The 22,727-nt window shown below is 74.9% G+C and carries 16 protein-coding genes; 1 reads left to right on the top strand and 15 read right to left on the bottom strand.

Going from position 1 to position 22,727, the window contains the following annotated elements:
* Position 1: 1 nt before the first annotated feature.
* Together ACH4SE_RS10155 and ACH4SE_RS10160 are read right to left on the bottom strand one after the other, a co-directional pair.
* Positions 2-3,313, bottom strand: a complete 3,312-nt coding sequence (locus ACH4SE_RS10155; protein ID WP_398542864.1) for an FtsX-like permease family protein — start codon at positions 3,311-3,313, stop codon at positions 2-4.
* A 202-nt stretch (positions 3,314-3,515) separates the two neighbouring features.
* Positions 3,516-3,920: a globin gene (locus ACH4SE_RS10160; protein WP_398542865.1), complete on the bottom strand. Its 405-nt coding sequence runs from the start codon at positions 3,918-3,920 to the stop codon at positions 3,516-3,518.
* Positions 3,921-3,993: 73 nt separating this feature from the next.
* On the opposite strand from ACH4SE_RS10160, the gene ACH4SE_RS10165 reads away from it, so the two are divergent.
* Complete coding sequence (locus tag ACH4SE_RS10165) at positions 3,994-4,911, top strand: methyltransferase domain-containing protein (RefSeq protein ID WP_398542866.1); 918 nt, start codon at positions 3,994-3,996, stop codon at positions 4,909-4,911.
* A gap of 13 nt (positions 4,912-4,924) precedes the next feature.
* Here ACH4SE_RS10165 and ACH4SE_RS10170 read toward each other — a convergent pair whose 3' ends face one another.
* The 13 genes from ACH4SE_RS10170 to ACH4SE_RS10230 all read right to left on the bottom strand — a co-directional run bounded on the left by ACH4SE_RS10170 (position 4,925) and on the right by ACH4SE_RS10230 (position 22,560).
* Complete coding sequence (locus ACH4SE_RS10170; protein ID WP_398542867.1) at positions 4,925-5,893, bottom strand: FHA domain-containing protein; 969 nt, start codon at positions 5,891-5,893, stop codon at positions 4,925-4,927.
* An 89-nt stretch (positions 5,894-5,982) separates the two neighbouring features.
* Positions 5,983-7,326 carry a VWA domain-containing protein gene (locus ACH4SE_RS10175; protein ID WP_398542868.1) on the bottom strand — a complete coding sequence of 448 codons (1,344 nt, stop codon included), beginning with the start codon at positions 7,324-7,326 and terminating at the stop codon, positions 5,983-5,985.
* 58 nt (positions 7,327-7,384) lie between these two features.
* Entirely contained in the window at positions 7,385-8,797 is a 1,413-nt protein-coding gene (locus ACH4SE_RS10180; protein ID WP_398542869.1) for a PP2C family serine/threonine-protein phosphatase, read from the bottom strand.
* Between the two features lie 4 nt (positions 8,798-8,801).
* Positions 8,802-11,381 (bottom strand): tetratricopeptide repeat protein, encoded by a 2,580-nt coding sequence (locus ACH4SE_RS10185; protein WP_398542870.1) that lies wholly within the window; start codon positions 11,379-11,381, stop codon positions 8,802-8,804.
* Positions 11,382-11,580: 199 nt separating this feature from the next.
* Positions 11,581-12,870: a hypothetical protein gene (locus ACH4SE_RS10190; protein ID WP_398542871.1), complete on the bottom strand. Its 1,290-nt coding sequence runs from the start codon at positions 12,868-12,870 to the stop codon at positions 11,581-11,583.
* 28 nt (positions 12,871-12,898) lie between these two features.
* Complete coding sequence (locus ACH4SE_RS10195) at positions 12,899-13,900, bottom strand: glutamate ABC transporter substrate-binding protein (RefSeq protein ID WP_398542872.1); 1,002 nt, start codon at positions 13,898-13,900, stop codon at positions 12,899-12,901.
* A gap of 52 nt (positions 13,901-13,952) precedes the next feature.
* A complete protein-coding gene (locus ACH4SE_RS10200; RefSeq protein ID WP_398542873.1) occupies positions 13,953-15,401 on the bottom strand; it encodes a hypothetical protein in 1,449 nt (482 codons plus the stop codon).
* Positions 15,402-15,638: 237 nt separating this feature from the next.
* A complete protein-coding gene (locus tag ACH4SE_RS10205; protein ID WP_398542874.1) occupies positions 15,639-16,661 on the bottom strand; it encodes an N-acetylglucosamine kinase in 1,023 nt (340 codons plus the stop codon).
* A complete protein-coding gene (locus tag ACH4SE_RS10210) occupies positions 16,652-17,929 on the bottom strand; it encodes a 6-phospho-beta-glucosidase (RefSeq protein WP_398542875.1) in 1,278 nt (425 codons plus the stop codon). Before ACH4SE_RS10210 ends, ACH4SE_RS10205 begins: the two co-directional genes overlap by 10 nt.
* The gene (locus ACH4SE_RS10215) at positions 17,926-18,831 is read right to left on the bottom strand and encodes a carbohydrate ABC transporter permease (RefSeq protein ID WP_398542876.1); all 906 of its coding nucleotides are present in this window, start codon (positions 18,829-18,831) and stop codon (positions 17,926-17,928) included. The genes ACH4SE_RS10210 and ACH4SE_RS10215 overlap by 4 nt, the downstream gene beginning before the upstream one ends.
* Positions 18,832-18,916: 85 nt before the next feature.
* On the bottom strand, positions 18,917-19,870 hold the full coding sequence (locus tag ACH4SE_RS10220) for a carbohydrate ABC transporter permease (RefSeq protein WP_398542877.1): 954 nt from the start codon (positions 19,868-19,870) through the stop codon (positions 18,917-18,919).
* Positions 19,870-21,201, bottom strand: a complete 1,332-nt coding sequence (locus tag ACH4SE_RS10225; RefSeq protein ID WP_398542878.1) for an ABC transporter substrate-binding protein — start codon at positions 21,199-21,201, stop codon at positions 19,870-19,872. Before ACH4SE_RS10225 ends, ACH4SE_RS10220 begins: the two co-directional genes overlap by 1 nt.
* Positions 21,202-21,333: 132 nt before the next feature.
* Complete coding sequence (locus ACH4SE_RS10230; protein WP_398542879.1) at positions 21,334-22,560, bottom strand: ROK family protein; 1,227 nt, start codon at positions 22,558-22,560, stop codon at positions 21,334-21,336.
* Positions 22,561-22,727: the final 167 nt, after the last annotated feature.

Raw genomic sequence — 22,727 nt, forward strand, 5'->3', positions numbered from 1 at the left:
GTCAGTCCTCCACCTGGTGTCGCAGCGCCGCCGCCGGATCGCCGCGGCGTGCCGCGGTGACGGCCAGGACGGCGACCGGGGCGGCCAGCAGCACGGCGAGCAGCTCGGCGAGCCGGCCCACCGGGAGTTCCACGACCAGCGGCGGGACCGGGCGCGCGGCCTGGCCCGTCAGCACGATCAGCGGCGTGATCAGGCGGGTCAGGAAGGCGCCCAGCAGCACTCCGACGACCAGCGAGACCAGCACCAGCAGGGCCTGCTCGGCGGCCAGCATGCGGGCCAGCTGCCGGCGGGGCGCGCCCAGCGCCCGCAGCACCGCGAACTCGCCGCGCCGTTCCCGGGCCGCCCCCGCCGCGCCGACGGCGAAGCCCACCGCGGCCAGCACCGCGGCGGCGACCACCGCGGCGGGCAGCGCGGACTGCGGCCCGGCGCCCAGCGGGTCGGCGCGCAGCCCGGCGGCGGTCTCGGCGCGGTCGAGGACGGTGTCGACGTCGTCGCGGGCGCGTAGTGCGGCTGCGGCGCGCTGCGTGGCACCGGGGCGGGTGGCCAGCCACCATTCGGTGGGCTGGACGGGGAGCGCGTCCTGCGCGGAGAGGATCTCGTTGACGGCCCGCAGGTCGAGGAGCAGTCCGCTGGTGGCACCGGTTGGGTCGGTACCGGGCAGCGCGCGCACGGCAGCCGTGATCCTGACCGGCGTGGTCAGGCTGCCGATCTGCACCTGGATCGTGTCGCCCGCCCTGGCGCCGACCGCGCTGAGGTACGCGTCGGTGGCCACCCCGGTCAGCGGCGGCGGCACGGGCTCGGGGGCCCTGACGCGGACGGTCGCGGCGTTCTGCAGGTAGGTGTTCCCGGGGAAGGCGCCGGTGCGGTAGGCCAGGGTCAGCAGGGCGGGGCCGCTCGTGCGCGGGGCCTCGACGGCGGGGGAGGTGACGCCCGGGGCGGCCGCGAGCGTGCCGTCGTCGAAGGCGGCGCCGGCCTTCCAGGGGGTGCCCGCGAGCGTGCGCAGCGGCTCCTGCGTGCCGTCGGCGAGGGTGGTGCGGGCCGAGGTGAGGGTGAGGACGTGGGCCTCGGCGCTGTCCGGCACGGTGAAGGACGCCTCCAGCTGCTCCAGCCGCAGGGGGCCGGCGGGGGCGCCCTTCCCGGCGGCCAGGGCCAGGTCGAGCGTGAGGGTGTGCGGGCGGCCGTCCGGCGGCAGGTCGCCGAGCGCGAAGTCGTACGGGACGCCCTCGGCGTCGACGAGCACCGCGCTGACCCGGTCCGGGCCGTCGGGTCCGTCCGTGCCGTCGGTACGGCCCGTGGAGCCGCCGGTGGAGCTGAGGGTGGCCTGGAAGTCCACCTGCCGGACGGTGGCGCCGAGGGCGAGGCCGGCGGTCACCGGGGTGGAGCGCAGCGGGGCGAGCAGCTCCGGCAGTGTGCGGCCGCCGGCCAGGTCGGGGCGCAGCCGCACGGCCCGTGCGGCCTGGGCGGTGTCCAGGACCAGCGCGCTGGTGGTCCTGCCGCTGGGCAGCACCAGGGTCTCGCGGGCCGCGGGTGCTGCCGCGGTGAGGCCGGGCACGGCGGAGAAGATCCCGGCCTGGCCGAAGGGCGGCGTGGTCATACCGGTCACCCGCAGGTCGGCGCCGACGGCGTAATCGGCCTGGTCGCGCTGCGAGCGGTCCCAGCTGGCGCCCTGCCCGATTGCGAACATGCCCATCGCCACGGCCAGCACGAGCAGCAGCGCCACCCCGGCGCCGCGCTGCGGTCTCCGGGAGAGCTGCCATCCGGCCAGGGCCAGTGACAGGCTCCTGCCGCGGGCGGCGCGCCGTTCGCCGAGCCGGGCCAGCAGGGGCAGCAGCCGCAGCACGAGCACGGTGCCGGCCAGCAGGCACAGCGCGGGCGCCGCGACCAGCACGGGATCGACGCCCAGCCCGCCGGAGCGGTCGGCGCTGAGTGCCCCGCCGCCGGAGGCGCGGCGCTGGAGCTGCCAGTAGGCGACGCCCGCGACGGCGAGCAGCGCCACGTCCGCGCCCGCCTGGAGCACCCCCGGCACGCCGCGGCGGCGCCCGGTGCGCGTGCCCGGGGTGCTCCGCAGCGCGGGCAGCACCACGGCGAGCGCGCAGGCCAGCGCGGCGGCCCCGGCGACCAGCCAGGCGCCCGCCGCGCCCGTGCCGCCGAGGGTGACCCCGGTGCGGGCCATCGCGCCCGTCCCGGCCATCAGCCGGGTGAGGGGGCCGGCGAGCAGCGGGGCGGCGACGGCGGCGGGCACCGCGAGCAGCAGCGCCTCACCTGCGGCGAGCCGTGCGACCCGGCCGCGCGAGCCGCCGCGGGCCCGCAGCAGGGCCGTCTCGCCGGCCCGTTCCTCGGCGAGCAGCTGCGCGACGAGGAGCAGTGAAAAGGCCGCGAGGATGACCAGCTGGAGGGCGCCGATGAGCAGGGTGGAGCGGGTCACGAGCAGGCTGCGGCGCAGCCCGTCGAGCAGGTCGGGCAGCCCGCTGCTGGTCTGCGCGGCGCCGGTGGCCCTGTCGGCGGCGAGCGCGGCGGTGGTGTCCTTGACGGAGGTCTCCAGCGCGTCGACACGGCGGGCTCCGGCGCCGTCGAAGTCCGCGGTGGCCTGCCAGGACATCTCGTCGGCGGCGACCCGCCCGGAGGTGAAGGTGCCGGGGTCGGCGAGCAGCGGGCCGTATGTGGTGAAGGCCAGGGTGTGGATGCCGCGTCCGCCGAGCGGGTCGAGCTGCCAGTAGGGCGAGCCGGGGTCGGCGGGGCGGTAGACGCCGGTGACGGTGACGTGCAGCGGCGGGCCGCCGAGCCGGTCGGCGAGGGTGAGCTGCCGCCCGGCGGCGAGGTGCAGGGTGCGCGCGACCGTCTCGGGTACGGCCACCTCGACGCCGGGGGAGCCCTTGGCGGCGGGCCGGGGCCACCGTCCACCGGCGAGCGCGAGCTGCGCGTGGTCGAAGGTGGCCAGCAGCGTCAGGTCCGGGTCGGCGCTCCGGGGGGTGCCGGCGGGGCGCAGGGCCGGGGGAAGCGCGAGGGGGCCGGAGCGGGTGCTGGTGGCGACGGCCGCCGGGAGCCCGTCGAAGGCGCCGCGCAGCCGTTCGCGGACGGCGCGGTCGAGGTCCGCGACGCGCTTGCCGTCCTTGCCCGTCAGTGAGGCCTTGGCGTTGTAGGTGGAGCGGTCGGCGGCCTGGTGCTGGAGGGTGCGGCGGACGGCGGCGTCGCCTATCGCCCCGGTGTACGCGGCGAGCGCGGCCAGCACGCACGTCGTCAGCAGCACGGTCAGCAGGGCGGCGGACAGCAGCAACCGGTGGGCGCGGACGCGCAGCAGTACGAATCCGGTCACGCGAGAGCCCCCCGTCATGTTGCTCTCGGGATGCTCTCAATGGGCGGGGGTGCGGCGAAACATGGCGTGGATTGTCGGAATGCGATCGTGACCGTCCGCAGATCGGGCGCGGAACGGCCGCCGGGGTCTCCTTCCGCACGCCCCCCGCGCCCGGCGCACCGAAACGGAACGCCGGCGTGGGAGGCGCCGTCCCCGTCCGGGCTCAGCCGGGGGTGTTCACCATCGAGGCGGCCGCGTACACGAGGTAGTCCCACAGCTGCTTCTCGTGCTCGGGCGCGAGGTCCAGGTCGTCGACGGCCGCCCGCATGTGGCGCAGCCAGGCGTCGTGCGCGGCGCGGTCGACACGGAAGGGGGAGTGGCGCATCCGCAGCCGCGGGTGGCCGCGCTCGTCGCTGTACGTGCGCGGGCCGCCCCAGTACTGCACGAGGAACAGCCGCAGCCGCTCCTCGGCCGGGCCCAGGTCCTCCTCCGGGTACATCGCCCGCAGTTCCGGGTCGTCCGCGACGCCCTGGTAGAAGCGGTGGACCAGACGGCGGAAGGTGTCCTCGCCGCCGACCTGCTCGAAGAACGTCTGCTGCGCTGCGCTGCCCTGCGGGATGTCGGTCACACCACCATTTTCTCAGACCGCCCGGACCGGGACCCGGGTCGTAGGACCCCCGCCGGTGGCGCACGATGGAGGTATGGCCGGGCAGGGGCACGACCAGCGGATGCGGGCCGCGGCGGCCACGCTGCGGCACCGGATGGTGCGCCGCATCGTCGCCGGCGGCGGCCTCGCCGACCCCGCGTGGCGGGCCGCCTTCGAGGAGGTGCCGCGCCATCTGTTCGTGCCCGAGTACCACCGCGGCGCGGGCGAGGACGCGCGCTACGCCGCCGACGACCCCGACCCGCGGCGCCGGTTGCACTGGCTGAGCGGCGCCTACGCCGACCAGCCGATCGCCACCCACGTCGCCCGCGGCGGCGAGCTGGTGTCCTCCAGCAGCCAGCCGTCGCTGATGGCGCTGATGTGCGAGGCGCTGGACATCCGCGAGGGCCACCGGGTGCTGGAGATCGGGGCCGGCACCGGCTACAACGCGGCCCTCATCGCGCACCGCCTGCACGGCACCGGCGCGGTCACGACGGTGGACCTGGAGGAGGCGATCACCTCCGCGGCCCGCGCGCACCTCGCCGCGTACGGGACCCCCGAGGCGCTCGCCGTCACGGTGGTCACCGGCGACGGGACCTTCGGCCACGCGCCGGGCGCACCCTACGACCGGGTCATGGCGACGTGCGAGCTGCCGTCCGTGCCGCCCGCCTGGATCGCGCAGTGCCGTACGGGGGCGCGCATCCTCGCGCCCATCGCGTCCGGTCTGGTGCTGCTCGACGTGCGGGGCCCGGAGCGGGCCGAGGGACGCTTCCTGTCCACGCCCGCCTACTTCGTACCGCTGCGCGGCGAGGGCGCGGGCATCCCGCCGGACGCGGTGGGCGGTGAGCCGTCGCTGCTGGACCGGCGCCCGTCCCGCACACGCTTCGGGATGAGCGTCGACGGGTCGCGCCAGTGGATCTGGCTGGACGATCCCGGGGGCCCGGACACCTGGCCCGTCCCGGCGGCGTCCCCGTAGCGCGGGCCGGCGCTCAGATCCGGCGGATGGTGATCGTGGTCCAGGCGCCGACGTGCACCCGGTCGCCCTCGGCCAGCGGGATCGGGGTGTAGGGGGGGATGGGGTCCTCGGCGAGGTTGACGGTCGTGCCGTTCGTCGAGTCCTGGTCGACCACCGACCACGAGCCGTCCGGCTGCTGCACCAGCACCGCGTGCTTGTGCGAGACACCCGGGTCCTCCGGGGCGCGCGACAGGTCGATGTCCGGGGCCTCGCCCGTGCTGTGCCGCTGCCGGCCGATCGTGACCTGATGGCCGGTCAGCGGCAGCTGCACCTCCGGCGAGTACGCGGGGAAGTACAGGCCGCCGGCCTCCGGGCCGCTGCGGGCCATCATCGAGGTGAAGTACTCCCGGTCCGCCGCGACGACCGCCATCCACGCGCTCCCCGTACCGCCCTGCGCCGGCACCACCGTCGGCGCGGCGGCGGCCGGGGTGGACGCGGTGGGCGGGGCGGTGGGCGCGCTCGGCGGGTCCAGGAGGAAGTCGCCGGAGCCGGACGTCACCGTGACGGACTCCGAGGGCAGCGGCTCGGCGGGGCGGTTGACCCGGGAGGGCTGCGACATCGGCGACTCGAGGCGCTGGTACGGCGGCCGCTCCGGCGCGAGCGGCCCCGGGTGCGCGGGGGGCTGCCCGGACAGGGCGGGGGCGGCCGCGGCGCCGGGCGGCACGAAGGTCGTCGGGGAGTGGGTCTGGAAGTTGTAGCGGCACTCCTCGCAGAACAGCGCCTGCCCCTCGCGCGGGGTCCCGCACGCCGGGCAGAGCTGGCCGGACCCGCCCGCCCCGGGGCCGAAGACGGGCTGCGGCGAGACCGGCGGCGTCGACGAGGACGACGCCGACGACGACGGGGGGCGCGAGCCGTACGTCGCGGACGGCGGCGGGGCCATCCGCATGCCGCAGGAATCGCACCAGTCGCTGTCGGCGGACTCGTGGCCGTTGGGACAAAGCATCGTGCCGACTCCCCCTCCGCCTTCCGCGGCGGATCCACAGGTTGTGCGCGCCAGCTGCCCCGGGGCGCCGGACCACGGCGCCCCGTGCGCTATTTCTTCACCCGCACGGTCTTCGTCGACCGTGTGTCCAGGGTCATTTCGTCGGCCTCGGCGACGCGGGCCTTGAGCCGCACAGTACCGCTCGCGGCATCCACCACGTCCACCACCTTCGCCAGCAGCTTCGCCGTGTCCTCGTTCCCCGAGGCGCTGGCCAGCTGCACCGCGCGGCCCAGCTTGGCCGTCGCGCCGTCCATGTCGCCCGCCTTGCGCGCCTCCAGGCCCTGCTGGATGACCTGCGCCAGCTCGGCCTGGCCGGTGTAGTGGGCGACCTGCGGGTTGATACGCGTGGACATCGCCATGTCGTCGGTCCACACCGCGCGCACCAGGCCCTGGGCCAGCACCTGCGTGCCGCCGTCGGGCTGCGGCAGCACCAGCGACACCCGCGCGGCCAGCATCTCCTGGCCGAGCTGCGCGCCGGGCACCCGCACGCACACGTGGTAGTCGCGGGACTCGTCGCCCCACGAGCCGGTCGGGTAGTCGCCCGCACGCGGGCCCGCCTCGGTGCGGCGTGCCGTCAGGTCCTCCACGGTGGGGGCGACCTGCTTGACGAAGACGATCTCGGAGCCCAGCGGGGTCCACAGCCGCAGCGCGACGTCCGCGACCTCCTTGCCCATCGCGTTCTCCATCATCGCCTGGAAGTCGGCGGCCAGGCCCGCCGGGTCGGCGACGATGTCGACGGAGCCGAGCAGCGCGGAGGCGATACCGGTCAGCTCCTTGACCTCCCAGTCCGTTCCGACACCGCGTGCGTCGCACGTGAAGCGCCCGGCGCAGGCGTCCAGGGCGGCCTGCAACTCCTCGGGCTTCTCGTGCTCGTTGCGGCCGTCGGTCAGCAGGATGCCGTGCCGTATCGCCGCGTCGCCGCCGGACAGCAGCTTGTCGGCGAGCCGCAGCCAGGTGCCGATGGCGGTGCCGCCGCCCGCGCTGAGCCGCCGCAGCGCCTGCTTGGCCTGCTCGCGGGTGGCCGGGCCGGCCACCGCCAGGCCGCCGTTGGCCGGGTAGACCTCGCGTGCCACGTGCGTGCCGGCGACCACGGCGAAGGCGGTGCCGTCGCGCAGGGTGTCGATCGCGGCGGCCGTCGCGTCGCGCGCGTTGCGCATCTTCGTCGGGGGGTACTCCATCGAGCCCGAGCAGTCGACCATGATCACCACGGCGGCGTTCGCCGCCCGGCCGCTCGCCGCGGACGAGCCGGGCAGCGGGTGGCCCCCGGTCGTGCCGCCACCGGTCGAGGTGACCGTCACCACGGCGTTGACCTCGCGACCGCCGTCCGGCAGGTACTCGTTCTGGTAGACGTCGACGGTGAATTGCGGCACGTTCGGTTTCGAAAGAATGGCCATCGCTTCCTCGTAACTCCTCAAAGCCCGTTCACAGTCCCGCCCGTCCCGTGGCGGGTGACTACGCGGATGGGAATCCTGCCCGTGCCGCGGTGGCCGGGAACGGCAGCACCGCGACCGTTACGTTGTCGTGGCCGCCTCCGTCGAGGGCCACGCCCACCAGGGTGCGGGCGCTGTGCAGCGGGCGGCTGCGGGCGTCGGCCGGTACGGCCTGCGCCATCTCCGCGGCCGATTCCGCGTAGTTCCACAGCCCGTCGGTGCACACGACGACCACTCCGGGGCCCTCCGGCTGGAAGGCCGCCACGTGCGGGTCGACCTCGACGGCGTCGGCGCCGAGCCAGCCGGTGATCGCGTGCGCCCGGTGGTCGGCGTAGGCCTCCGCCTCCGACATCAGGCCCGCCGAGACCATCCGGGCCGCCCACGAGTCGTCCTCGGTGAGCCGGGCGGCGGGCAGCGTGCGGTCGTCCGGGATCCAGTACGCGCGGCTGTCGCCGATCCAGCCGACGGTGAACACCGCGCCGGTCACCACCGCGCTGACGCAGGTGCAGGCGGGCGCGTTGTGGCGGGGCGGCGCGCCCGGCGGTTCCTCCTCGTCGGCGAGTGCGGTCACCGCCTCGAAGGCCGTCATCAGCGCGGTGCGCATCGCGTCCTCGGCGGCGGTGCCCTGCTCCAGCGCGCCGAGCAGCGCGTCGCGCCCGGCCGCGGAGGCGGCGGCCGACGCGTCGTCGGGGCGGTGCGCGGTCGAGACGCCGTCGCAGACCACGGCGGCCACCGCTGCGGTGCCGTCCGGCAGCGCGGTGGCGGCGAGGGCGAAGGCGTCCTCGTTGCGGTGGTGCCGCAGCCCGCGGTCGCTCACCGCCGCGGCGCCCTCCAGTTCCTGCTCCTGGTGGTCGCGCTGGCGCGGCTGGGCGTGGCCGCAGTGCTCGCAGTAGCCGTCGTCGTCGACCCCGCCGAGGCCGCAGGCCACGCACACCGGGCCGCCGGGGGCGGGCGGTTCCCCGCGCGGGTCGGACGCCCGTGCCGGGGGCAGCGGGACGCCGAGCGCGAGGGTGTCGTCGCCGTCCTCCGCCGCGGCGGGCCGGGCCGTCCCGTCGCTGCCGGGCGTGCCCGCGGGGCCCGGGAGGCTCCCGGCGGGCTTCGGCGGGGCGAGCACGAAGGAGTCGGTGGCGGGCTCGGAGGCGACCGTGGAGGGCGCGGACGACGCGGACGCCGGGGCGGCCGACGACACCGGGGCGGCCGACGACACCGGCGCGGCCGGGGGCGCCGGCGCCGCGGGGGAGGCGGCCACGGGCAGGCCGGCCGGCGCGGGCGGGGCGGGCGCCGGCGGCGGAACGGGAGCCGGGGGCGGCGGCGCGCTCAGGTCGAGACCGCAGCGCCCGCAGAAGCGGTCGTCGGAGTCCAGCGGGTCCGCGCAGTTGGGGCAGACCTGCAGCGCGGGCGTCTGGGCCCGCGCCGATTCGGGGAGTGGCGGCATCTGGTTACACCCACGTCCTGGGGCGGAAACGGTTGGCCCGCTCCACCAGTTCGATCCTCGTACTGCCCTGCCGGGCGAGCCTGGCAAGGACCCGGTACGAGCGCTCAAGGCCGAACCGCAGCCCCCGCTCGGTCAGTTCGGCGCCCAGCAGCCCTGCGGAGCCGGACACCGACGACGGTACGCCCGCGGGCGCCCCCGGGTGGTCGCCGACACGGCCGGCCAGCACCCAGTCCAGCGCGCTGCCGAGCACCTCGGTGGTCAGCTGCTCGCGCCGGTCGGAGTCGAGGCCCTGCCGTTGCAGCGCCTCGACCTGCAGTCCTGCCGCGTACAGGTCCGGCAGCAGCGGTTCGCTGGGGGAACGGTCGCGCAAGCGTGCCCGTACCGCCGCGACCCGTGCCGCCGTGTAGTGGATGGACGCCTCGGGCACGGATTCGAGTGCGGCCACCGCTCCCGCCCGGTCGCCGGAGGCGAGCAGCACCCGCGCCAGGCCGAAGGCGGCGCTGACGTACGCGTGGTCGGTCGTCCACACCAGGCGGTAGTACTCGGCGGCGTTGTCCAGCTGGCGCAGCACCTCCGCGCACACGCCGAGCGCGAGCTTGGGCGCGGACTCGCCGGGGAAGGCGTCGTACACCGCGTCGAAGCTCAGCGCGGCCGTCTCCTGGTCGCTGGTGCACAGCGCGGTCAGGCCGCGGTGCCACACCACGCGCCAGTCGGCGTTGTCGTCCGGGTCGGCGAGGGTGGCCAGCACCTGCCGGGCGCCGCGTGCGTCGTCCAGCTCCAGCCGCGCCCGGACCTCGCGCAGCCTCCGCTCGACCGAGTCGACGGGCGCCGACTGGAGCGCGGCGACCAGCTCGGCGGGCGCGGCGGCCGAAAGGCCCGCGAGGAAGCCCGCGTTGGGGTCGCCCGGGTCGACGAGCGGCACGGGCAGCGCCAGTACGGCCGCGGTGGTGTCCAGCCGGGCCACGACCGGGAGGGGAACCGCCGTCCACGCCGGGTTCTGCGGCGCGATCGCCACCGCCGGCGGCGCCGCGGGTGCCGCGGCGGCGCCGGACCGCGCCGCCCCGTCCCTGCGTCTGGACGCCTTCTCCAGCGCCCGGTCGGCGCCCAGCGCCGACGTGTCGCCGGTGACGGGCCGCACCAGCTCGGTGTCGACGACCCGCAGTTCGGGCCCGAAGAGCGTGGAGAGCGCCGGCCGCTGCACCCCGCTCTCCAGCGCGACGATCTCCCGCAGCACGCCGAGCAGTTGCTCGGACATCTCCTCGGCGGTCGCGAAGCGCTTGTCCGGGTCGGGGTCGGTGGCCCGCACCAGCAGCCGGTAGAAGGACTCGTAGCGGGAGAAGACCTCGATGTGGGCCGGGTCGGGCAGGCTGTCGACGAAGACGTTGGTGTAGCCCTGGAAGTCGAAGGTCAGCACCGCGAGGGTGCGGGCGACCGTGTAGAGGTCGGAGGCGATCGACGGGCCGACCTCGCCGACCTCGGGCGCCTGGTAGCCGACCGTGCCGTAGATGGCCGACTCGGTGTCGTCCATCCGGCGCACCGCGCCCATGTCGATGAGTTCGAGCCGGTCCTCGGTCTGGATGGCGTTGTCGACCTTGAAGTCGCAGTAGAGCAGGTTGCGGCTGTGCAGGTGGCCCAGCGCCTCCAGCGCCTCGATGGCGAACGCGATCGCCTGCGTGACCGGCAGCGGCTCGCGCCGGCCGTCGGGTGTGCGGCGCTCGTTCGCGATCTCCTTGAGCGACTTGCCGCCCACGTACGCCATCACTATGTAGCCGTCGAGGGTGCCGGTGCGCTGGTCCAGGTGCTCGACGAAGTTGTAGATGCGGACGATGTTCGGGTGCTCGATCTCGGCCAGGAAGCGCCGCTCCGACACCGCGGCGGCGAGCGCGTCCTCGTCGCCGGTGTCCAGCAGGCCCTTGAGCACCACCCAGCGGTCCGACACCGCCCGGTCCACGGCGAGGTAGATCCAGCCCAGGCCGCCGTGCGCCAGGCAGCCCACCACGTGGTACTGCCCGTGCACGACGTCGCCGGGGCGCAGCTTGGGCGTGAAGGAGTACGGGTGCCCGCACTTGGTGCAGTAGCCCTCGGTACGGCCCGGGCGGTCGCCGCGGCTGCGGCCCACCGGCGCGCCGCAGTCGCCCTTGGAGCAGAAGCGCTTGCGCTCGGGCACCTCGGGGTTCTCCAGCACGGCCGCCGCCGGGTCCGGCCGCGGTACGGGCGGCACCGCGACCAGGCCCGCGCCGAGCTTGCCGCGCGTCGGTCCGGAGGGGCCGGAGCGGCTGCTGCGCACCGACACCGAGCGGCCCGTCGCCGCACCGGCCAGGGTCTGCGACAGCCGCCCGGACACCGAGCGGCGGGAGGCGCGCGAGGAGGATTTCGAGGAGCGCGAGGAGGTGGAGCCGGAGGTGCGCCCGGAGTCCGCGCCCGGAGCGTGCGCCGGGGGCGCCGGCAGCGTGGGGCCCCCGGCGCCCGCAACCGGTGCCGCGGGAGCGGCCACCGGGGCGAGGCCGCAGGTGTCGCAGTACAGCTCTCCGCCGCCGACGTCCTCCAAGGCCCCGCCGCAGCCCGGCCGTTGGCACGTGGTCACTGTTTCCCCCTCAGCCTTGTCCCCTGGTGTGCCGGCAGCGCCGGACCCGGCTCCGGCGCCCCCGCGCCACCGCCGTCCGCCCTGTACGTAACGGTTACGACGGCCGTACGGTACGCCCCGGTTGCGAACCGCGCGGGAACTCCCGCCGACGTCCCGGCCACGTGGTGCGCGCGCGCTCCCGCGGCGCCCCCGGCCGAGCTCACCGGCGGTCCTGCGGCGGCCCCTGCGGGCGCTGGGCGCCGGCCTCGGCGACGGCGTCCTGGTAGCGCCGCACCGTCCGCTCGGCGGCGGCCAGGTCGCACGGCGCGCTCCACAGCAGGCGCCGGGCCTGGTCGTACCGCTCGATGAGCACCGGATCCTCGGCCAGGCCGAGCCGGGCGACCTTGGCCCGGTAGGCGTCCAGCCGGCCGCGCAGCTCCGCGCGTACGGCCAGCGGCGCGGTGACCGCGGTCAGCGACTCGCGGGCCCGCAGCAGCTCGTCGTCGGCGTGCTGCTCCAGGCTGTCCAGCAGCGGGGAGAGCCGGTGCCACTGCGCGGTGCGGGCGAAGTCGGCGGCCGCCGCGAGCTGCTCGTGCAGAGCGGAGGCCGGGCCGCTCACCGCCGGGACGTCGGAGGCGAGGATCTTCGACAGCACCTCCACGCGGGCGCTGCGCGCCTCGGTGAGCGTGCGGTCGGCGCGCGAGAGGACGTCGCGGAGCCGGGTGAGCCGGTGCTCGGCGTCGTCCCGGACGTGCAGCACCGCCTCGACCTCGCGGCGGATGCCGTCGAGCCGCCGGCCGGCCTCCTCGTAGCGCGTGGTGTCCGGGCGGCCGGGCGGGGGCGTCGCTGACCAGAAGGACAGCGGGTCGGACACCGCCTGCGCGCGCAGCGCGGTCAGGTCGGCGACCAGCACCTCCAGATCGTCGCCCGCGGGGTGCGCGCCGGGGCGCACGCCCACCGAATGGGCCAGCGAGCGCACCCGCTGGGTCTCGGCGGCCAGTAAATCGATCCTGGCCGGCAGCGCGGACCACACCGAGTCGGCCGCGGCCACGGTCTCCATCGCCTGGTCGTACCAGGCGTTCATCCGGCCGACGACCTCCTCCAGGCTGAGCCGCTCGGTGAGCCGGGCCGGCCCGGTGAGGGAGCGCGCGTGGTCGGGCAGCTCGGCGCCCGTCACGGTCACCCCGTCGCCGCTCAGCAGGTCGGTCAGCTCGCGCAGTTCGGTCTGGGTCGGCCAGCGGCGCCGGGCGCGCAGCGCGCGGGCGGTCGTCAGCGCGTGGGTGTACGCGTCGAAGTGCGCCCAGAGCGCGGTGATCGCCGCGTCCGTGGCAGCCCAGCGCTCCTTGGTGACGCCGGTCAGCTCGGCGCCCTCCAGCAGCCTGCGGCCCGAGTGGTCCTGGAGCGACAGCAGCGAGGACTCGACGGCCTCGTGCTCGGCGGCCAGCCGCGCGAGCGCGCGGTCGACGTCCTCCCGTGCCATGACCGGTCCGGAACGTCCCGCGACCGCCATCCTGTCCTTCCTTTCCGGCTGCCCCGGTCTACCGGTACAGCGGCGCCGGCGGCTTCATGTCCGGCAGTTCGTCCGCCAGCCACCTGTGGTACGCGGCGGCCCAGCGGCCGTCCGCGATGTAGGCGGCGAGCACCTTGTTGACCCGCCGCACCAGGTCGTCGTCGCCCAGCTTCATGGCCACACCGTACGGCTCGACGGTGACGGAGCCGCCCTTGAGGTCCACGCTGGGGTCCTGCGCGGCCTGGCCCGCGGCGAGCGCGTTGTCGGTGAAGACCGCGTCGGCCTTGTGCAGCTGGAGCAGCACCAGGCAGTCCAGCTGGTTGGCGACGCTGACCACGTGGGCGCCGTGCTTCGGGTCCGGCCCCGCCAGCGAGGCGGGGGAGGTGGCCATCCTCCCGTAGAGCACGTCCTCGCCGGTGGAGCCGGTCGCGGTGCAGACCGTTTTGCCGTGCAGCGAGTCGTTGTAGCCGGTGATCGCCGGGTCGGCGCTGAGTATCTGCTGGCCGGCGGAGAAGTAGGGCGCGGAGAAGGCCACCTGCTCGGCCCGCGAGCAGCTGATCGTCATGGTGCGGACGACCATGTCGACGTCGCCGTTCTGGATCTTCTCGATGCGCTTGGCCGTGGGCACGGTCATGTACTGGACCGCGTTCTCGTTGCCGAGGATGTCCTTGGCGACGGCCTTGACGATGGCGATGTCGAAGCCGGCGAACTGGCCGGTGGCGGGGTCGCGGAAGCCCCACAGGTAGCTGTTCTGGTCGACGCCGACCCGCAGCCTGCCGCGCTTCTTGATCGCCTCCACCGCGGGGCCGTCGAGGCTGCCGCCGGCGGGGTTCAGGCTGGGGACCGGGCCGGTGCAGTCCGACGCGGCCGCGTAGTCCGCCCGGACCACCGGGCCGGAGCTTCGGGCCTGGACGGGCGACGCGTCGTCCCGCAGCGGGATCAGCGTGCCCGCGACGGCGAGGGTGCACGCCAGCGCCATGCCCACGACCCCGCCCCAGCCGTGCCGATGTGCTCGCACCGTCGACCTCACCGCTGTTCCTCCCGTCCTTCGCATCCGCCACCCCGCCGCATTCCCGGCCCCCTCACCGGTACTCCGACAGCCGGCGGCCGATGCCGAGCAGCGCGCCCAGCGCACCCAGGACGGCGAGTACGCCGGCGCCGGCCGGCAGCAGCGTCAGGGCGTCGCGCCCGCTGGTGGCGGCCTCGTGGAACTCCGCCTGCTCGTGGGCGACGGCCCGGCCCAGCGCCTTGTCGGCGGCGGCGAAGTGGTCGGCCGTCGACGGTGAGACGTCCTTGCCCCCGGCGTCCTTGCCGAGGACGTCGGCGACGGCCGTGGCGTAGTCGCCGTTGTCGTCCTTCTTGCGCTCCGTGACGTGCAGCGAGCGCCACTTCCTGACGTCGGTGATCGCGTCGGTGACGAAGCCGCGCCCCTCCGCGTCGTTGGCGAGCCGCAGTGCCTGCGTCAGCTCGGCGGCCCGGCGCTCGGCGGGGACGCCGTCCATGAGGTCGGTCATGTCGGCGCCGTAGCTGCTCTCGTACGCGTCACCGGAACCTCGCGCCACCAGGGTCAGGTTCTCGTCGCCGCGGGCCCGGAGCACCAGGATCCGGGCATTGTTGAGCACCTGGACGGAACGTGCGCCGTGCGCCGAGGACTTCGCCAGCTCGGTGCGGGCGACCGTGTGCCCGGCCGCCAGCCACAGCAGCAGCACCGCGCCGGCGGCCGTCGCCGCCAGCATGCCCTGGTTGAACACCCGGTTGGTGCGCCGGTAGTGGCGGCGCTGCGCCCAGGCCAGCGCGCCGAGCGCCACCACGCCGAGTGCCCAGGACGCGTAGGGCAGCGCCTTGGCCTGCGTGTAGTCGTGCGCGAGGCGGGCGTTCTCGATCGTGTAGAGGCGGTCGGCGGCGTCGAGCAGGCCGCCCTGCCGGCGCATCTGCTGGTTGGCGTACCGCAGGTACGCGCCGCCGATCGGCAGGCCCAGCCGGTTGTCGGCCAGCGCGGTCGCCACCAGCGAGGTGTAGGTGGGCAGCTGCTCGTTGAGCTTCGTGATCTGCGCCTGGGCCTCGGGGGACTGCCGGCTGTTGGCCGCGGCCGCGGTGATGAGCTGGGAGGCGGTGTCGATGTCCTCCTGGTACCGCGTGGCCACGTCCTTCGGCTGCGGGCCGCTGACGAGGAATCCTGCGGTCACGGTGGCGTCGGCGTCGGCGAGCGAGCGGTAGATCTCGGCGGCGGTGGCGCTCAGCGGCGCGCTGTGCGTGACGACGTTGTCGGCGGCCTTGGCGCGGTCGTCGACCTGCCAGGCCGTCGTCGCACCGAAGGCGACGACCAGCACCGCGAGCGCGGCGCCGATGATGCGCAGCCGGCCCGGCTCGGTCGTGGCGGCGGCCCTGGCCCGGGCGGTGAACTCCGCCCAGCCGGGCCGCCCGGCGGGGACGGCGGAGGGCGCCGCGGGCGCGTTGCCGCCGCGCGGCGCGGGCACCTGGGCGCCCGTGCGCACGTCGGGAATCTGACGGCCCGTCGGCGTGTGCGTCACGTACCCTCCCCCGATTCCGGCGTGCCGCGTGACGGCCCGTCTGTGCTGTAGGCGCCCAGTATGGCCGCAGTCGCCCGAAGAGCTCCAGCGGCCCTGTGATCTTGCCCGGTCACTACCCGCCCCCGACCGATCACACGCGCCCCGTCCGGGTTCGGTTCCCGCTTCGGCGGGACCGCCCGGCGCGGCCGCCTCCGGCTCCCGTACGGCGGGGGGCGGCCGTACGGGAGGGGGCGCGGGTCAGGCGTAGTGGGCGCGCAGCGCGGCGTGCGCCCCGGGGGGCGCGGCCAGCTGGTCCAGGCCGAGCAGGGCGGCGCCCAGGACGGGCGGCGCGGTCACCACCCGGGTGCGCGCCTTGGGGGCGCGCGCGCCGAGCCGCTCGGTGAGGGTGTCCATCAGGTACGGGTTGCGCGCGCTCATCACGCCGCCGCCCAGTACCACTTCGGCCTCCTCGTCGAGCAGCCCCAGGCGGCCGAGGGCCACCACCGCGAGCGCGGTGATCTCGTCGGCCTGCCGGGCGAGGATGGAGCGGGCCACCGGGTCGCCCGCGTCGGAGGTCGCGAAGAGCACGGGTGTCAGCTCGTGCTTGCGCCCGGGCTCCAGGGTGCCCAGGTGCAGCGCCTCGATGAGCGCGTACATCGAGGAGAGCCCGAAGTGCGCGGGCAGCGTACGGGCCAGCGCGGTGGGCTCCCCGCGGCCGTCCTCGGCGCGTGCGGCGTACCACAGCGCCTCGTCGGCGAGGCCCGAACCGCCGCCCCAGTCACCGGACATCTTGCCGAGGGCGGGGAAGCGCGCGGTGCGTCCGTCCGGCAGCATGCCGACGCAGTTGATGCCCGCACCGCACACCACCGCGACCCCGCGCGGCTCGTCGACGCCGGCCCGCAGGATCGCGAAGGTGTCGTTGGCCACCCGCGTGGTCAGTGCCCAGCCGCGCGCGTGCACGGCCGCCTCCAGCTGCCGCTCCTCGACCGGCAGGTCGGCGTTGGCCAGGCATGCCGAGGTGTGGGCGGCGAGCGGCCGCCCGCCGCCGTCCCCGTCCGGTCCGGGGGCGAGCCCGGCGTCGGCCGCCGCCCGCCGCACGATCGCGGCCAGCTCGTCCACGGCGGGCCCGACGCCGACCACGGGGGGCTGGAAGCCGCCGCCGCGGGCGGATCCGAGCACCCGCCCGTCGGCGGCGACGAGCGCCACGTCGGTCTTGCTGTTGCCCGCGTCGACGGCGAGGACCCCGCCGGGGACGAGCGGCGGCCGCAGGGTCAGGCCCACGCGAGGTGCTCCCGGTTGTGCGCGACGAGACGGTCGGTCAGCTGCTCGGCCAGGTCGTACTGCCCGACGAGGGGATGGGCGAGCAGCGCGGTGAGGACGCGGTCCCGGCCGCCGCGCAGGGCGGCGTCGAGGGCCAGGTCCTCGTACGCCGTCACGTGGGCGACCAGCCCGGCGAAGAGCGGCTCCAGCGGCCGCACCGGCAGCGGCCGCGCGCCCTGCGGGCCCACCGTGGCGGGGACCTCGATGACGGCGTCGTCGGCGAGGAAGGGCAGGGTGCCGTTGTTGTACGTGTTGACGACCTGCACGTCCCCCGCGGTGTCCTGCCCGGCCGGCCGCAGCAGGGAGGCGGCGAGCGCCACCGCGGCCTCCGAGTAGAAGGCGCCGCCGCGCCTGGCGAGCAGCGCGGGCTTCTCGTCCAGCGCCGGGTCGCCGTACATCTCCAGCAGCTCCTTCTCCATCGCGGCCACCTGGGAGGCCCGCGACGGCGAGGTCTGCAGCTCGCGCACCACCTCGTCGTGCGCGTAGTAGTAGCGCAGGTAGTACGACGGGACGACGCCGAGCCGGTCCAGCACCGGGCGCGGCAGGTGGAGGTCGGCGGCGATGCCGTCGCCGTGCTCGGACAGCAGCTTCGGCAGCACGTCCTCGCCGCCCGGGCCGCCGATGCGCACCGCGCGCTCCCACGTGAGGTGGTTGAGGCCGACGTGGTCCAGGTGCACCTGCTCGGGGGCGACGCCCAGCCGGGCGGCGAAGCGGCGCTGGAAGCCGATGGCCACGTTGCACAGCCCGACGGCGCGGTGGCCGGCCTGCAGCAGCGCCCGGGTGACGATGCCGACCGGGTTGGTGAAGTCGATGATCCACGCGTCCGGCGCGAGGCGGCGTACCTGTTCGACGATGTCCAGCACCACCGGCACCGTGCGCATGGCCTTGGCGAGGCCGCCCGCGCCGGTCGTCTCCTGGCCGACGCAGCCGCACTCCAGCGGCCACGTCTCGTCCTGGTTGCGCGCGGCCTGACCGCCGACCCGCAGCTGGAGCAGCACCGCGTCGGCGCCCTCGACGCCCTCCGCGAGGTCGGAGGTGGTGACGATCCGGCCCGGGTGGCCCTGCTTGGCGAAGATCCGCCGGGCCAGTCCGCCGACCAGGTCCAGGCGGTGTGCGTCCGGGTCGATCAGCGCCAGCTCCTCGACGGGCAGGGTGTCGCGCAGCCGCGCGAACCCGTCGACCAGCTCGGGGGTGTAGGTGGACCCGCCACCCACGACTGCCAGTTTCATCCCTTGACTCCCGTCAGGGTCACGCCTTCGATGAAGGCCTTTTGCGCGAAGAAGAAGACCACGATCACCGGCGCCATCACCAGAACGGTCGCGGCCATGGTCAGGTTCCAGTTGGTGTGGTGCGCCCCCTTGAAGGACTCCAGCCCGTAGCTGAGCGTCCAGGCGCCCGGGTTGGAGCTGGCGTAGATCTGCGGGCCGAAGTAGTCGTTCCAGCAGGAGAAGAACTGGAAGAGCGCGACGGCGGCGATGGCCGGCCGGATCATCGGGACGACCACCCGGACCAGGGTGCGCAGCTCGCCGCAGCCGTCGACCCGGGCGGCCTCGGTGTACTCCCTCGGGACGGTCAGCAGGAACTGCCGCAGCAGGAAGATGGTGAAGGCGTCACCGAAGGCCGTCGGGATGACGAGCGGCCACAGGGTTCCGTCCAGGCCCAGCTGCCTGGTCCAGAACAGGTACATCGGTATGACGACCACCTGCGGCGGCAGCATCATCGTGGAGATGACCAGCACCGTCACGAGGTTGCGCCCGCGGAAGCGGAACTTGGCGAGCGCGTACGCCACCGGCAGCGACGACGCCACCGTCAGGGCGGTGCCCGCGACCGCGTAGACCAGGGTGTTGCGCCACCAGGTCAGGAAGCCCGGTGTGTGCCACACGGTGCCGAAGTTGGACCACTGCCAGGTGTGCGGCCACAGGTCCCGGGTGAGGGCCTGGTTGTCCGTCATCACCGCGGTGAGGAAGACGAAGACGAAGGGCAGCACGAAGAACGCGGCGGCGGCGATGCCGAGGGCGTGCACCGCGATCCAGTGGAGCCGGGCCCTGCGGCGCGCGGCGCGCCGGGCCCGCGCGTCCGCCGGGCGGCTCGGGGCCCGCGGGGCGGGAGCGGTGAGCGGTGTGTGGGTCAACGGTCCCCTTTTCCGGTCGGCTTGCCTTCCCGCGCCCCGCGCGGACGGCCTCCTGCCCCGGGCGGCTCCCGCGGCCGCCCGGCCGTCAGTCCTCATGTGCCGTCAGGAATCCGTTGCGGCGCCGCATCAGCAGCGCGGTGAAGGCCATCGAGAGCACGAAGAGGACGAGCGCGACGACGCACGCGGAGCCGTAGTCGAAGCGCTGGAAACCGCGCTCGTAGACCAGCTGCGGCAGCGTCAGCGTCGACCTGTCCGGGTAGCCGGGCTCGAACTGCTGGCCCGAGTTGCCGATGATGCCGGACGCAACCTTCCCCGCCACCAGCGGCTGCGTGTAGTACTGCATGGTCTGGATGACCCCGGTGACCACCGCGAACGTCACGATCGGCGAGATGTTCGGCAGCGTCACCCAGCGGAAGCGCGCCCACGCGCCCGCGCCGTCGAGCTCGGCGGCCTCGTACTGCTCCCTGGGCACGTCGAGCAGCGCGGCCATGAAGATGACCATGAGGTCGCCGATGCCCCACAGCGCGAGGATCGTCAGCGCCGGCTTGGACCAGTGCGGGTCGGTGAACCAGCCCGGTGCCGGGATGCCGAGACCACCGAGGACGTGGTTGACCGGTCCCGTACCGGGGTTGAGGAGGAAGACGAAGGCCATGGTCGCGGCGACCGGCGGGGCCAGGTAGGGCAGGTAGAAGGCGGTGCGGAAGAAGCCCGCGCCGGTCCTGATCCTGGTGATCAGCAGGCCGACGCCGAGGCCGAAGACGACCCGCAGCGTCACCGTGACCAGCACCAGCCACAGCGTGTTGCGCAGCGCCGGCCAGAAGAAGGGGTAGTCGCGGAAGACGTACGTCCAGTTCCTCGTACCGCTCCAGGTCGGCGGGTTGACGCCGTTGTAGTGCATGAACGAGAAGTAGACGGTGGAGACCAGCGGGTAGGCGAAGAAGACGCCGAAGCCGATGATCCACGGGGACAGGAAGGCGAGGTTGCGCAGTGCCGCCTTGCGGCGCCTGGCCCTCAGCAGGGGGTGGACGGCGGCGCTCATCAGCGGGCCTGCGCGATGTCCTTGTCGACCTGGGTGTCGACGCCCTTCAGGCCGGCGGCGAGGTCCTTGGACCTGCCCGACTCGTAGGAGTAGCCGAAGTCCTGCAGCGTCACCTGGTAGGCGCCGCCGTTGACGCTCGGCGGGGTGGTGGTGCTGTGCGGGTTCTGCGCGATGTCGAGGAAGGTCCTGAAGCCCGGGTCCTGGGTCAGCTTCGGCGACTTGAGCGCGGCGAACGTGGACGGCACGTTGTGGATGGCGTTGGCGAAGGAGACGACGGCGTCGGTGTCGGTGGCCATGAACTTCACCAGCTCCCACGCGGCGTTCTTCTTCGCGCTGGTGCCGGCGATGCCGATGACGGTGCCGCTCAGGTAGCCCTTGCCGTACGTGCCGGCCTGGTCGTCGGGCACCGGGAAGGGGGCGACCGCGAGGTCCTTCATGCCGGCGTCCCGGGCCATGCCGAGCCGCCACTCGCCGTCGATGCCCATCGCGACCTGGCCGGTGTGCAGCGGGTTCTTGGGGCCGAACTCGTCGCCGAAGCCGGAACGGTACTTCTCCAGCCTGCCGAAGCCGCCGAGCGCCCTGACCATGTCCTGCTGCCAGGTGAACATCGCAGCGAAGCCCGGATCCTCGGAGACCTGCGACCTGCCGTCCGCGTCGAAGTACCGCACGCCCCACTGCGCGGCGAAGTGGCCGGGGGTCGACTCGTAGCCGTGGAAGTCCGGCATGAAGCCGAGCTGCGTGTAGCCGTCGCCGGCGGGCTTGGTGAGCTTGACGGCGTCGGCCTTGAACTCGCTGAGGGTCTTCGGCGGCGCGGTGATGCCGGCAGCGGCGAATTCCCTGGTGTTGTAGTACAGCCCGTAGGCGTCGCCGAGCAGCGGCAGGGTGCAGCGCTTTCCCTGGAACCGGGTGTATTCCAGCATCGCTTCGGGGAAGGTCGCCTCCGGGTCGATCGCCGACCTCTTCAGGAAGGGCGCGAGGTCGGCGAAGGTGCCCGAGGAGCAGAACTGCCCGACGTTGTCCGTGGTGAAGGACGAGACGACGTCCGGGGCCTTGCCGCCGCCGGCCCGCAGCGCCTGGTTGATCTTGTCGTCGGTGATGTTGCCCTGCACCCTGACGTGGATGTTGGGGTGCGCCTTCTCGAAGCGGGCGACGTTGTCGTTGATCGCCTTGAGCTCGCTCGGCGCCGTCCAGCCGTGCCAGAAGGTGATCGTGACGTCCTTGGTGGCGTCGTCGTCGGCCGAGGTGGTGCTCTGGCCGGTGCACGCGCTCGCGAGCAGGGCCGTCGCGGCGATCGCCGCGACGGCGGCCGCGGCCTTGCGGATACGGGACACTGCTCTCTACCTCCGGGATACGCGGCCGGGCGGGCCGGTCGAGGGTGTGCGGTGCCGCCGGGACGGCGGGGGTGCCGTTCCGTTACGGGTGGTGCGGGATCGTCAGGGGGGCCGCGGGGGCGTACGGGTCGGTCAGCGGGAGGTGTCGAACACCTCGTCGCGGGTCGTGGCGAGGGCGCTTTCCAGCGCGCCGGTCAGGACGGGGTGCAGCTCCACGGTGCCCAGCACCAGCCGGGGCCGGGGCACCGCGAGTTCGGCCAGCTCGGACTGGATGAGGGCGCGCAGCGGCTCGCCGCCCGCGACGGCGACGCCGCCGGCCAGCACGATCAGCTCCGGGTCGACGACGGCCACCAGCGAGGCCAGGCCCACGGCCATCCCGGTGGCGCAGCGCGCCAGCAACTCGGCGTACGGGCCGCCGGCGTCCCGCCCGCTCTCCTCGTGCCGGGCCGCCGCCCCGCGGAGCACCTCCGTGGCGGCGTCCGCGAGGGGGCCCTCGGGGACCTCCAGGCCCAGCTCGCGGGCGTTGCGCAGCACGGCGTTGCAGCCGGCCAGCTCCTGGAAGCCGCCGTTGTTGGCCCGGGTGACGTTGCGGACCAGCGGGGTGCCGGGCACGGGCAGGAAGCCGACCTCGCCGGCACCCCCCGTCCAGCCGCGGTGCAGCCGGCCGTTGATCATGAGGGCGGCGCCGATGCCCTCCTCGTTCCACAGCAGGACGAAGTCGTCGTGGCCGCGTGCGGCGCCGATCCGCTGCTCGGCGACCGCGGCGAGGTTCACGTCGTTGTCGTAGTCGAGCGGCATCGGCAGGGCCGCGGCCAGCTCGTCCAGCAGAGTGGGGGAGTGCCAGCCGGGCAGGTGGCTGGCGTAGCGCAGCCGCCCGGTGCTGGGGTCGAAGGCGCCGGGGGTGCCGATGACGGCGCGGTGCACGTCGGGGCGGCCGAGCCCGGCGGCCTTCACGGCGCCGTCCAGCGCCGTGACGACCTGCTCCACGGCGCTGCCGGAGCGGCGGCGCGGGGTGGGCAGCCGGAAGGAGCCGACGGTGCGGCCGGTGATGTCGGCGACGGCGGCCCGGATGCGCTCGGTCGTCACGTCCAGGCCCGCGACGTACGCGGCGGCGGGGTTGACCGAGTAGAGCTGGGCGTTCGGTCCGGGGTGGCCCGCGGTGGTGCCGGTGGCGAGGACCAGTCCGGCCGCTTCGAGGCGGGCCAGCAGCTGCGAGGCGGTCGGCTTGGACAGACCGGTGAGCTTGCCGATCCGGGTGCGGGAGAGGGTGCCGTGCTCCAGCAGGAGGTCGAGTGCGGCGCGGTCGTTCATGGCGCGCAACACGCGCGGGGTGCCAGGGGTGCCAGCCATGCGCGCCATCCTCCCTCAGTTCACTGTTAGTAAACTTTCCTATCGGCGAACGTCACGGTAGGCCCGCTGTCGGCGGAGCGTCAAGGGATGCGCGGGGAGTGGGCCGAGTCGTTACCGGCGCCGCCGCGGACACGGGAAACGGCCGGGGTACGGGCCCCCCGGCCGTCTGTGTGTGC

It is taken from the genome of Streptomyces sp. NPDC020983 (assembly GCF_044333485.1).
In the GTDB taxonomy this organism is placed as follows: Bacteria; Actinomycetota; Actinomycetes; order Streptomycetales; family Streptomycetaceae; genus Actinacidiphila.

Excerpts from the sequence above, each read along its gene's own strand:
- ACH4SE_RS10190 (WP_398542871.1), bottom strand. The coding sequence starts at position 12,870 with ATGGCGGTCGCGGGACGTTCCGGACCGGTCATGGCACGGGAGGACGTC.
- ACH4SE_RS10210 (WP_398542875.1), bottom strand. The coding sequence starts at position 17,929 with ATGAAACTGGCAGTCGTGGGTGGCGGGTCCACCTACACCCCCGAGCTG.
- ACH4SE_RS10220 (WP_398542877.1), bottom strand. The coding sequence starts at position 19,870 with ATGAGCGCCGCCGTCCACCCCCTGCTGAGGGCCAGGCGCCGCAAGGCG.
- ACH4SE_RS10170 (WP_398542867.1), bottom strand. The coding sequence starts at position 5,893 with ATGCTTTGTCCCAACGGCCACGAGTCCGCCGACAGCGACTGGTGCGAT.
- ACH4SE_RS10180 (WP_398542869.1), bottom strand. The coding sequence starts at position 8,797 with ATGCCGCCACTCCCCGAATCGGCGCGGGCCCAGACGCCCGCGCTGCAG.
- ACH4SE_RS10230 (WP_398542879.1), bottom strand. The coding sequence starts at position 22,560 with ATGGCGCGCATGGCTGGCACCCCTGGCACCCCGCGCGTGTTGCGCGCC.
- ACH4SE_RS10165 (WP_398542866.1), top strand. The coding sequence starts at position 3,994 with ATGGCCGGGCAGGGGCACGACCAGCGGATGCGGGCCGCGGCGGCCACG.
- ACH4SE_RS10175 (WP_398542868.1), bottom strand. The coding sequence starts at position 7,326 with ATGGCCATTCTTTCGAAACCGAACGTGCCGCAATTCACCGTCGACGTC.